This is a genomic window from Streptococcus sanguinis, assembly GCF_020729765.1.
Lineage (GTDB): Bacteria > Bacillota > Bacilli > Lactobacillales > Streptococcaceae > Streptococcus > Streptococcus sanguinis_Q.
Genome location: NZ_JAJEPD010000059.1, coordinates 19,955 through 31,199, shown reverse-complemented (window position 1 = coordinate 31,199; position 11,245 = coordinate 19,955). Strand labels below are relative to the sequence as shown.

Genomic DNA, 11,245 nt, shown 5'->3' with positions numbered 1-11,245 from the left:
AAATATTATTAAATAATGTCCAGTCATTTGATTGGATTGAAAGTTTTAAATTTTTAACAATTTTGTATTTAGTGTAACTAATATATTTTTTGCTGTGGTCTTACCTATTTTTTCTGTTAAATTCATACAAACATCCAAGACAGGTCCAGCATATTTTAATTGTTCTTCTTCAGATAACTTTAAATATTGATTAATAAAATTTTCAAGTTCGTATTTCAGTTTATTTTCGTCCAAGGAACCAAAGTGATTCACTAATCCAGATTTACTAAATTTACCAGTAAAATAATTTAACTCTTCCATTTTATCTCCTTCTAAAATTTCAATCCATCGCCTTTATTTCCAGAATCATATCGCGAATCTGTGCAGCCAGTTCGAAGTCCAGAAGTCCGGCAGCTTCTTGCATCTGTCCTTCTAGTTTCTTGATCATGTCCTTGCGTTCTTGCTTGTTGAGGCTTTCGATTTCGACTGTTTCTTCCTTGTCTGGCAAGGCTGCCTTGGTCACGCTGATTAGGTCACGGATTTCTTTCTTGATGGTCTGCGGTACAATGCCGTTCTCTTCATTATAAGCCATCTGGATTGCCCGACGGCGGGCAGTTTCATCAATAGCGCGCTGCATGGACTGGGTCATGGTATCTGCATACATAATCACATGACCCTCACTGTTGCGGGCTGCCCGGCCGATGGTCTGGATAAGACCGCGTTCGTTGCGGAGAAAACCTTCCTTGTCCGCATCAAGGATTGCCACCAGACTAACCTCGGGAACGTCGATTCCCTCACGCAGCAAGTTAATCCCAACCAAAACGTCAAAGACACCCAAGCGTAAGTCGCGGATAATCTCAGTCCGTTCCAAGGTCTTGATATCTGAGTGCATGTACTTGACCTTGACGCCCATTTCCTTGAAATAGTCGGTCAGATCTTCTGCCATCTTCTTGGTCAGGGTGGTGATAAAGGTTCGCTCATTCTTCTCTGCACGCGCAGTGATTTCGCCCAAAAGGTCATCAATCTGTCCCATAGTCGGGCGGACTTCCACCTCTGGATCCAGAAGCCCGGTTGGCCGGATAATTTGCTCAATAACAGTATCCGTCTGTTCATTTTCATAGTCGCCCGGCGTAGCCGATACATAGACAATCTGGTGAACATGGCTTTCAAATTCTTCTCGGCGCAGCGGACGATTGTCCAAGGCAGACGGCAAGCGGAAACCATAATTAACCAGCATCTCCTTACGAGAGCGGTCGCCATTGTACATGCCCCGAATCTGGCCCATGGTCATGTGACTCTCGTCAATCATGATCAAGAAATCATCAGGGAAAAAGTCCAGAAGGGTATAAGGAGGCTCTCCTTCGCTTCGACCATCCATATGGCGGGAATAGTTCTCAACACCATTTGTATAGCCCATTTCGCGCAGCATTTCGATATCGTACTCTGTGCGCTGTTTCAAGCGCTGAGCTTCCAGAAGCTTGCCTTCCTTCTCAAAGATAGCCAGCTGCTCCTCCAGCTCGGCCTGAATCTTAGCAATCGCCACTTCCATGTGGTCTTCATTGGTCACGAAGTGAGTGGCTGGGAAGATGGCCAAATGGTCCACTTCACCCAAGACTCGACCTGTCAAGGCTTCAACCTCACGAATCCGGTCAATCTCATCTCCGAAAAACTCCACCCGGAAAGCATGTTCATCCCGAGAAGCAGGAAAGATTTCTACCACATCGCCTCGAACCCGGAATTTTCCCCGCTGAAAGTCAATGTCATTGCGCTCAAACTGGATATCTACCAGATCATTAAGCAGCTTGTCACGGGAAATCTCTAGGCCTGGACGCAAGCTAACCACACTGTCAGAGTATTCCTTAGGCGAACCCAGACCGTAGATACAAGAGACCGAAGCCACGACAATCACATCGTTACGCTCCAAGAGGGCTGATGTCGCTGAGTGACGGAGCTTATCAATCTCGTCATTGACCGAGCTATCCTTTTCGATATAAGTATCGCTGGAAGGCACATAGGCCTCAGGCTGGTAGTAATCATAGTAGGAAACGAAGTATTCCACCGCGTTATTAGGGAAGAACTCCTTGAACTCGCCATAAAGCTGGCCGGCCAGCGTTTTATTATGGGCAATAACCAGAGTCGGCTTGTTGACTCGAGAGATCACTTGACTCATGGTATAGGTCTTACCGGTACCCGTCGCTCCCATAAGAATCTGGGCTTTCTCGCCTCCCTCGATATTATCCACCAGCTGCTCAATAGCTTGGGGCTGGTCACCTGAAGGCTCGTACTTGGAAACCAATTCAAATTTATTATCTGTAATTCTGTTAATCATCTTTTATTCCTTAAATTGTGCTTCTATCATTTTACCATATTTGCCCTATTTTCTCTGGATTCGGGTATAACTAAGAGGCTCATACTTCTACCATCTTATATCCCTTGTCACGCATCTCGTTAAAAGACATAAAAAATGCCCAGCTAAACTGGGCGAAATGGTTATTTCTTAAAGATCAGCGCCTGAGGCAGGCGATTTTCTTTCTTTAATGACCAGTAAAGATAGGCAATGCAGCCAATCAGGACGATACTGGCAAAAATAGATCCTTCAGCTCCAAAGGCTCCACCGGACAGTATATCGACAGAAGATTGCGAGCTATAGTTCAAGATAGAGGTAGATGCTCCTTGGCCACTGACCTGAATGCCATAGATATTTCCTTGCACAAAATTCCAAGCGCCGTGCATACCAGCCAGTACCCACATATTGTCATACTTGAGCATAAGGAAACAAGCAAAGATACCGTCTAGTATGATATTGACAATAGAAAGAACGGTCACACCAGGGTTAAAGAGGTGCAGTGCCCCGAATAGAGCACTGGAAATCAAGATACCAATGAAGATATTTGACTTAGCACTAACTGCTGGAAAAAGCCAACCACGCGTCACTAGTTCTTCTGTTCCGCCTTGGAGAATCCAGAAAGGAATGATTGCTAGGACGAAAATCAAAGACTGCAAGTTAAGCTGACCTAATTTCAGACTGCCTGTCCCCGTTACCAAGAGCAAGACAACAACCAGTGAAAACTGAACGGCTCCAATAAGGAAGCCTTTTAGGAGATTTTTGAACCAGTCCTGTTTATAAAATCCCAGACTAGAAAAAGGACGCTTCTCACGATATCGAACCCATAGAAAGACAGTGAGAGCGATAAAAAAGAAACCAGCTAGCTGAAAAAAGACCGTATAGTGACTAATGGCTGCCATTGCTTCTGTCCGATTAATCGTCGGATCTGCAAAGCCAAACAAGAGTCCGACAATGATACCGATTGGCAACATTCCGACAAAACTTAAAATTCCTCCTCCATAAACAAAACCAATAGCAATCAAGATAGCCAACCAAATCGGCGGAATATAATGCGATTGCTTGATAGCATCCAACATACGAGATTTAAACATATAATTATTCCTTTCCTCATTTTAATTTATTATAGCATATTATTTTAGGTTGGGCAAAAGAGAAACGTTCGCACAGTTATTGTGTCTTCCCTACTAACTCTGTCAAAACACCATCTTTTTTCATCTTGAAAAGCAAGTAAAAAACGGCCAGCAAGAGAATGAGCGAGCTGAAAATAGAAGCTTCAGCGCCGAAAGCTCCACCAGTCAGCCAGCTCGAGTCCGTCTTAGGGATAAAGTTCAGTACTGCCGCGTCCACACCAGTACCACTAACGCTGAAACCGTAGATATTTCCTTGAGTAAAGTTCCAAGCTGCATGAAGTCCTATAATCCCCCAGATATTGTCCGTCCGGAGCAGATAGAGACTCGTAAAGAGGCCAAATAAGGCAATGTTAACAATGGGAAGAATACCAATATCTGGATTGCCTAGGTGCAAGAGGGCAAAGAGCAGGCTCGAAGTCAGCAAACCGATGGGCAGGTTGGTCTTTTTGACAGAAACTGGCAGCAGCCAAGCCCGTGTCACTAGCTCTTCTGCCCCGCCCTGAATCATCCAAAGCGGAAGCAAAATCAAGATATAGAGGAAAGGCCTCATCGTCAGCTGTCCCCATTCGAAAGAGCCAGCTCCGCTCAACAGCATAAGCAGAGCGACTAGACTAAAGAGGAGAAAACCTACTGCCAGTCCTTTGACTAGCTCCACTAAGCTTCCTTTTTTGACAAAGCCCAGAGTCGAGAGCGGACGTCCTTCAGCCCAGCGTACCCAAAGAAAGAGAGCCAGTATCATAAAAACAAAGCCGAACAAAAGAAAAGGCAGGGCAAAATTGAAGAAGATTTCAAAGAATCCACCTTGACCTAAGAAACCTAGCATAAGGCTTAGCACAGCCGAAATTGGCTCCAAAGCCCAATAAGCTAACTGCTGACCCCCTTGCACGAAAACAACTGCCAGTAAAAGAGACAAAATATAAGGAGGAACAAAGCGAGCTTGATTGACTCCGTCCAAGATACGTGATTTTTTCATAAGAACCTCATTCTAATCTTGCTTTCATTCATTTCCAGTATAGCAGACTTTGCTCTAAGAACAAAGAAAAGTTGCGGCTCAACTTACAAAAACAGAGAGTTTTATATGTTAGAAAACCTAACATGTGAACAGGAGAAATTTGCCTAATCAGTGATTTTCTGCTATAATGCTAGAATGCTAAAAAGGAGGAAGAAAATGAAGAAAAAATTCTTAGCAGTCTTGCTAACATTATTTCCATTTTTTGCGTTAGGGGTGACAGCCCAGGCAGATACGGTCAAAATCGTATCCGATACTGCTTACGCACCATTTGAATTTAAAGATTCTGATCAGACTTACAAGGGGATTGACGTTGATATCATCAACAAGGTCGCAGAAATCAAAGGCTGGGACATTGACATGAGCTTCCCGGGCTTCGATGCAGCTGTCAATGCAGTCCAAGCTGGCCAGGCGGATGCCATCATGGCTGGTATGACCAAGACAAGCGAGCGTGAAAAAGTCTTTACCATGTCTGATACCTACTACGAAACCAAGGTCGTTATCGCGACGACCAAGGCAAACACCATCAGCAAATATGAACAGCTGAAAGGGAAGAAAGTCGGTGTCAAAACCGGTACAGCTGCCCAACGTTTCCTTGATAAGAACAAGGATAAGTACGGCTTCACTCTCAAAACCTTTGACACAGGTGACTTGATGTATAACAGCCTTTCTGCTGGTGATGTCGATGCAGTGATGGACGATCAGCCGGTCATTGAGTACGCCATCAATCAAGGCCAAAACCTGAAAATTTCTATGAAAGGTGAGGCTGTTGGAAGCTTTGCTTTCGGTGTCAAAAAAGGCAGCAAGCACGAGCACCTAGTTACTGAGTTTAACGAAGCTTTAGCGCAGATGAAGGAAGACGGCAGTCTGGATGAAATCATTAATAAATGGACTTCTTCTAAGGGCAGCTCTGACTCAGCTGTTCCAGAGACTTCTACTCCTGCCGGTCAAAAAGCTACTTCGACAAAAGACAAATACATCATTGCCAGCGACTCATCTTTTGCTCCTTTTGTCTTCCAAGATGACAGCAACCAATACACTGGGATTGACATGGAGCTGATTAAGGCTATTGCCAAAGACCAAGGCTTTACTGTGGAAGTAACCAATCCTGGCTTTGATGCAGCTATCAATAGCGTTCAGACTGGTCAGGCTGACGGAATCATCGCCGGCATGTCTGTCACAGATGCCCGCAAGAAAACTTTTGACTATTCCGATCCTTACTACACAGCCAACTCTATCTTGGCAGTCAAGGACAGCAGCAATATCAAGTCCTACGAGGAACTCAAGGGCAAGACAGTCGGTGTCAAAACCGGTACCGCTTCTCAGACTTTCCTTGAGGAAAACAAGAGCAAGTACGGTTACTCTATCAAAACATTCTCAGATGCAGCTTCCATGTATGACAGCCTTAATACTGGCTCCGTCGCAGCTGTGATGGATGATGAACCCGTTGTCAAATACGCTATTAAACAAGGCAAGAAACTTAAAACACCTATTGAAGGTACACCAAGCGGCCAAGTCGCTTTCGCAGTTAAAAAAGGCAGCAATCCTGAGCTAATTGAGATGTTTAACAATGGGCTGGCCAACCTCAAAGAAAGCGGCAAGTACCAAGAGATTTTAGACAAGTATCTGGCTAGCGAGGAAAAGGAATCCACAGTAGATGAGTCCACTATTTGGGGCTTGCTGCAAAATAACTACCAAGAACTTCTTAAAGGTCTGGGAGTGACGATTGCTTTGGCTCTGATTTCATTTGCGATTGCTATGGTCATCGGGATTATCTTTGGTATGTTCAGCGTCAGCCCTTATAAACCGCTGCGCTGGATTGCAGAAATCTTTGTCGATGTCATTCGTGGTATTCCACTGATGATTGTGGCAGCCTTTATCTTCTGGGGGATTCCTAACCTAATCGAATCCATGACTGGTCAACAGAGCCCAATCAATGCTTTCGTCTCAGGAACCATCGCCCTCTCTCTCAATGCCGGCGCCTATATCGCAGAAATTGTCCGCGGGGGTATTCAAGCCGTTCCTGTTGGACAGATGGAAGCCAGCCGCAGCTTGGGGATTTCCTACTCCAAGACCATGCGCAAGATTATCCTGCCACAGGCAACCAAGATTATGCTGCCAAACTTTGTCAATCAGTTTGTCATCGCACTCAAGGATACAACGATTGTCTCAGCCATTGGACTGGCCGAGCTCTTCAAAACGGGTAAGGACATCATCGCCCGCAACTATCAGAGTTTCCGCATGTATGCTATCCTAGCCGTGCTCTATCTCATCATTATTACGCTCTTGACCCGCTTGGCAAAACGTTTAGAAAAGAGGATTAAGTAATGGCAAAATTAAAAATCGATGTGAACGATCTTCATAAATACTACGGGGAAAATGAAGTCCTAAAGGGGATAACTGCTAAATTCTACGAGGGCGATGTGGTCTGCATCATCGGCCCTTCCGGTTCTGGTAAGTCAACCTTCCTGCGCAGTCTCAACCTGCTAGAGGAAGTGACCAGCGGGACTATCACGGTTGACGGCTTTGATCTGACGGACAAGAAGACTGACGTGGATCTGGTCCGTGAAAATATCGGTATGGTCTTCCAGCACTTCAACCTCTTCCCGCACATGACTGTTCTGGAAAATATCACCTTTGCTCCTGTTGAGCACAAGCGCTTGACCCAAGCCGAAGCAAATAAGCTGGGTATGGAGCTCTTGGAAAAGGTCGGTTTAGCTGATAAGGCAGATGCTAGTCCAGACAGCCTGTCCGGCGGTCAAAAGCAGCGGGTGGCAATTGCTCGAGGTCTGGCCATGAATCCAGACATCATGCTTTTTGACGAGCCTACTTCTGCCCTTGACCCTGAAATGGTCGGCGACGTTCTCAACGTTATGAAGGATCTGGCCCAGCAAGGTATGACCATGCTGATTGTGACCCATGAGATGGGCTTTGCCCGTCAGGTAGCCAACCGCGTTATCTTTACCGCTGACGGTGAATTCTTAGAAGACGGCAAGCCTGACCAAATCTTTGACAATCCACAGCACCCACGCCTCAAAGACTTCTTGGACAAAGTATTAAATGTATAAAACCAAACGAAGAGCCAGCTTATATGCCGGCTCTTTTCTTGTTTCAAAAATTTTTAAACTACACCACCCACCACTGGTAAAGCGACCAGTAGAGGATATTAGCTACTATGGAGAGGGCGAACAAACTAGTCAGAACTGTCAGGAAGAGGCGACCTTTTCCGAGTCCCTTTCGAGCCTTGCTAAAGAGCGGATAAACCGCACAGCCTGCTAAGAACAGTCCCAGACCTGCAAAGACCATATAACGCCACTGGGCGATGATACTGAGATCCGTAGCACTTGAGCTAAGCAGGAGCAAGAGTAAATTGCCAACCGCGGCCACTACTCCTGTAGCTGTCAAAATGTGCCACCATTTCCAAGCTCGATTTTGCTTGCTTTTTTCTTTGCCAAAAACCAGTCGATAAAGGACTAGCACAAGCCGAACAAGTAGATTACCCAAAGCATAAACGACACTAAGACAAGCCAGAGCGATCAACCCAAACTTAGTCCAGATTTCCCAGTCAGGGACTTTCTCGAAATCACTGACCGGAGTAGCGATTCGCGTTTTGCCATTTCCACTTTTATAAATAGTCCAAAACGAACGATCCATTCGCTCCGAGGACGGCTTCTTCATATGAAGCATATTACCTGGAAAAAGCTGATACAAAGAAAGCGGACCTTGGTTAAAATTCCGAAGGATTTGATAGTAGCCAGGTTCGAACTTTTTCTGAGTCTCTGCACTGGCTGTCGGACGTTTTCCGAAAATCAATTCTGGCATGCCATCATTATAAATTTCTTCCACGCCTTGATTGGTCATGATCACCTGGCCGATACCATCCTTCAGATCCAGCAGGAGATAGCTGGAAAAACCATTTGTATTTCCTCCGTGCCCTAGCACTGTAACGCCAAATTTACTGGCCCAGAAGCCATGAGCATTACGAACGATGTCTGTATTAGGATAGGTTGCTGTCGTCGAATAGAGAGTCGTCCAAGTCTCCGACCGAGTAAAGAGAGTTTTGCGACTCAGCAGGGCCTGAGCAAATTTTTGAAAATCACTCAATGTTCCTGTGGCTCGACCAACTGGATACAGGCCGACTTCATAAAGTGCATCGCCTAACAGGCTGCCATCTGTCGCATATCCTTTTACTTCCTTGCGCTTGACTTGGACATAAGCATTGTCAGACAAGTCTTGCGCTATGGCTGTTTTCTCCATGCCCAATGGCTGGAAGATATGCTCATGTGTATACTCAACAAAGGATTGCCCAGAACTTCGTTCTACAATATAGGCCGCCAACCCCGTACTGTAGTTGGAATAAGCTGTCGTTGTACCCGGCTCAAAGGACTGAGCCGGCTGATATTGGAGCAGCAAATCCTCTAAACTCTTGCCCCCTTGCATATAGAGAGGGGCTTCATCAAATCCAGACTGATGGTTCATCAAATCTAGCATAGTAATGGGCTTGTTATAGCGGAGATTTCTAAGAAAGTCCTTTGGCAGATAGGCGCGAATATCTTCTTCTAGGTTAATCTTTCCTTGCTCCCAGAGCTGCATAACAGAGACCCAGACAGTCAGCTTAGTCACGGATCCCCATTCAAAGACGCTATCATCATCGGCCTTGATGCCTTTTTCCCTATCCATGTATCCAAAGTTTCCTTGATAGATAATGCCGTCTTTGTCAAATACCGCTGTCGCCATGCCGGCTGTTGTCTTTTCGTGCTCTTTGACATAGTCTTGAATCTTCTGGCCAATTTTGTCTCGGTCTGTACCAGACGGCAACTTCTGCTCTTCAGCTAGCGCAGTGACTGGGCGAAAAAGCCCCAATGTCAAAATAGTTAGCAGTATGAAAATAAATATTTTTTTCATGAGAGACTCCTTTGCAGAATTATGCAGGCAAAGCCCGCCTTCCCAAAGGAAGACAGGCAACTTATCACATCACCCACCACTGGTAAAGCGACCAGTAGAGAATATTGGCTACGATAGCGAGTGCAGATAGACTAGTCAGAACTGTCAGGAAGAGGCGGCCTTTTCCGAGCCCCTTTCGAGTCTTTCTAAAGAGCGGATAAACCGCACATCCTGCTAAGAACAGTCCCAGTCCTGCAAAGAGTATGTAACGCCACTGAGCAATCTCGCTAAAATCTCCTGAAGCTTGCGCCACGAACATTAGAAAGAGATTAATCGGAAAAACCAAAACCCCAACAGCTGTTAGAATGTTCCAGACTTTCCACACATGGTCTGGCTGATCTTGTTTTTTACGGAAGATGAGTCGATAGGCTCCTAGAATCAGACTAATGAGGAGTAGACCGAGGGCATAGATGATACCAAGTCCACCAGAGCCAAGAACAATAAAGTCTTTATAGAAATCAAAGTCAGAGATTTTCTCGTAGTCTGTGACACCTAATGCGATATGGGGCTTGCCTTGGCTCTGATAAATGGTCCAGAAGTTATTTAACAATCGTTGATCTCCAGATGGTTTTTGCCAATTATTTGCAAAGCCTGAAACCATTTTAAAGATAGCCAGCGGTCCTTGATTAAAGTTGCGTAGAGTGCGGTAATAGCCTGGACTGAACTGCTCTTGGGTTTCCTTGCTGGCCGTTTTACGTGGCCCAAAGACGAGCTCTGGCATTTGGAAATTATAATTTTGCTCTGTACTCTGATTAGTCATGACAATATAGCCGATACCATGCTCCAAGTCCAATATCATCCGTGAGCTAAAGCCAAGTGTATTACCACCGTGTCCTAGCACTGTAGTGCCATATTCGTTAGCCCAAAAGCCATGAGCGTTACGGGCAGTATCTGTTCCAGGATAGGTCAGGCTTGGGCTGTAGAAGGTACTCCAAGTCTCTGGACGCTCAAAGAGCGTCTTGCGAGCCAGCAGGGCTTGGGCGAACTTCTGTAAGTCTTTCAAGGTACCAGTAGCCGCACCGATAGGATAGAGGCCAACGATGTAACTATCCTTGCTCAGAACTTTTCCTTGGATGTCATATCCTTTGGCCTCTTGACGTTTTTTCTGGACGTAAGAATTGTCTGATAGGTCTGGCAAAATAGCTGTCTTGTCCATGCCCAGCGGTTGGAAAATATGCTCATGGGCATAATCAACAAACTTCTGACCGGAGATCCGCTCGACAATCAAAGCAGCCAAGCCAGTACCGTAATTTGAATAAGCTGTGACTGTACCGGGTTCAAAGGACTGGATAGGTTGTTGTTCTTTAAGGATTTCTTCGATACTTTTATCGCTTCGCATGTACAAGGTAGCCTCGTCAAATCCAGACTGATGGTTCATCAGATTCAGCATAGTGATGGACTTGTCGTAGCGGAGATTTCTGAGAAAGCCCTCTGGCAGATAGGTGCGGATGTCTTCTTCTAGGTTAATCTTACTTTGCTCCCAGAGCTGCATAACAGAGACCCAGACGGTCAGCTTAGTCACGGAGCCCCATTCAAAAACACTGCCGTCATCAGCTTTGATTCCCTTTTCCTTATCCATATAGCCAAAGTTCCCTTGATAGATAGTGCCGTCTTTGTCAAAGACAGCTGTTGCCATGCCGGCTGTTGTCTTTTCGTGCTCTTTGACATAGTCTTGGATCTTCTGACCAATTTTGTCTCGGTCTGTACCAGACGGCAACTTCTGCTCTTCAGCTAGCGCAGTGGCTGGGCGAAAAAGTCCCAATGTTAAAATAGTTAGAAGTGTGAAAATAAATGTTTTTTTCATGCGATTCTCCTTTGCAGATTTATGTAGGCAAA

At 45.5% G+C, this 11,245-nt stretch carries 8 protein-coding genes; 2 read left to right on the top strand and 6 right to left on the bottom strand.

Going from position 1 to position 11,245, the window contains the following annotated elements; translation table 11 throughout:
- Positions 1-45: 45 nt before the first annotated feature.
- The 4 genes from K4H96_RS08515 to K4H96_RS08500 all read right to left on the bottom strand — a co-directional run bounded on the left by K4H96_RS08515 (position 46) and on the right by K4H96_RS08500 (position 4,429).
- Positions 46-300, bottom strand: coding sequence for a hypothetical protein (locus K4H96_RS08515; protein ID WP_227956467.1), 255 nt, complete (start codon positions 298-300; stop codon positions 46-48).
- 19 nt (positions 301-319) lie between these two features.
- Complete coding sequence (uvrB, locus tag K4H96_RS08510) at positions 320-2,308, bottom strand: excinuclease ABC subunit UvrB (protein ID WP_223336977.1); 1,989 nt, start codon at positions 2,306-2,308, stop codon at positions 320-322.
- A gap of 161 nt (positions 2,309-2,469) precedes the next feature.
- Positions 2,470-3,417, bottom strand: a complete 948-nt coding sequence (locus K4H96_RS08505) for a CPBP family intramembrane glutamic endopeptidase (RefSeq protein ID WP_002912667.1) — start codon at positions 3,415-3,417, stop codon at positions 2,470-2,472.
- A 76-nt stretch (positions 3,418-3,493) separates the two neighbouring features.
- On the bottom strand, positions 3,494-4,429 hold the full coding sequence (locus tag K4H96_RS08500) for a CPBP family intramembrane glutamic endopeptidase (RefSeq protein WP_223336978.1): 936 nt from the start codon (positions 4,427-4,429) through the stop codon (positions 3,494-3,496).
- A 195-nt stretch (positions 4,430-4,624) separates the two neighbouring features.
- Between K4H96_RS08500 and K4H96_RS08495 the strand changes: the two genes are divergently transcribed.
- The gene (locus tag K4H96_RS08495) at positions 4,625-6,793 is read left to right on the top strand and encodes an ABC transporter substrate-binding protein/permease (RefSeq protein WP_223336979.1); all 2,169 of its coding nucleotides are present in this window, start codon (positions 4,625-4,627) and stop codon (positions 6,791-6,793) included.
- Positions 6,793-7,533, top strand: a complete 741-nt coding sequence (locus tag K4H96_RS08490) for an amino acid ABC transporter ATP-binding protein (RefSeq protein WP_002900163.1) — start codon at positions 6,793-6,795, stop codon at positions 7,531-7,533. The genes K4H96_RS08495 and K4H96_RS08490 overlap by 1 nt, the downstream gene beginning before the upstream one ends.
- A gap of 58 nt (positions 7,534-7,591) precedes the next feature.
- On the opposite strand, the gene K4H96_RS08485 is transcribed toward K4H96_RS08490, so the two are convergent.
- Together K4H96_RS08485 and K4H96_RS08480 are read right to left on the bottom strand one after the other, a co-directional pair.
- The gene (locus K4H96_RS08485; protein WP_223336980.1) at positions 7,592-9,370 is read right to left on the bottom strand and encodes a serine hydrolase domain-containing protein; all 1,779 of its coding nucleotides are present in this window, start codon (positions 9,368-9,370) and stop codon (positions 7,592-7,594) included.
- Positions 9,371-9,434: 64 nt separating this feature from the next.
- On the bottom strand, positions 9,435-11,213 hold the full coding sequence (locus K4H96_RS08480; RefSeq protein ID WP_223336981.1) for a serine hydrolase domain-containing protein: 1,779 nt from the start codon (positions 11,211-11,213) through the stop codon (positions 9,435-9,437).
- Positions 11,214-11,245 lie beyond the last annotated feature (32 nt).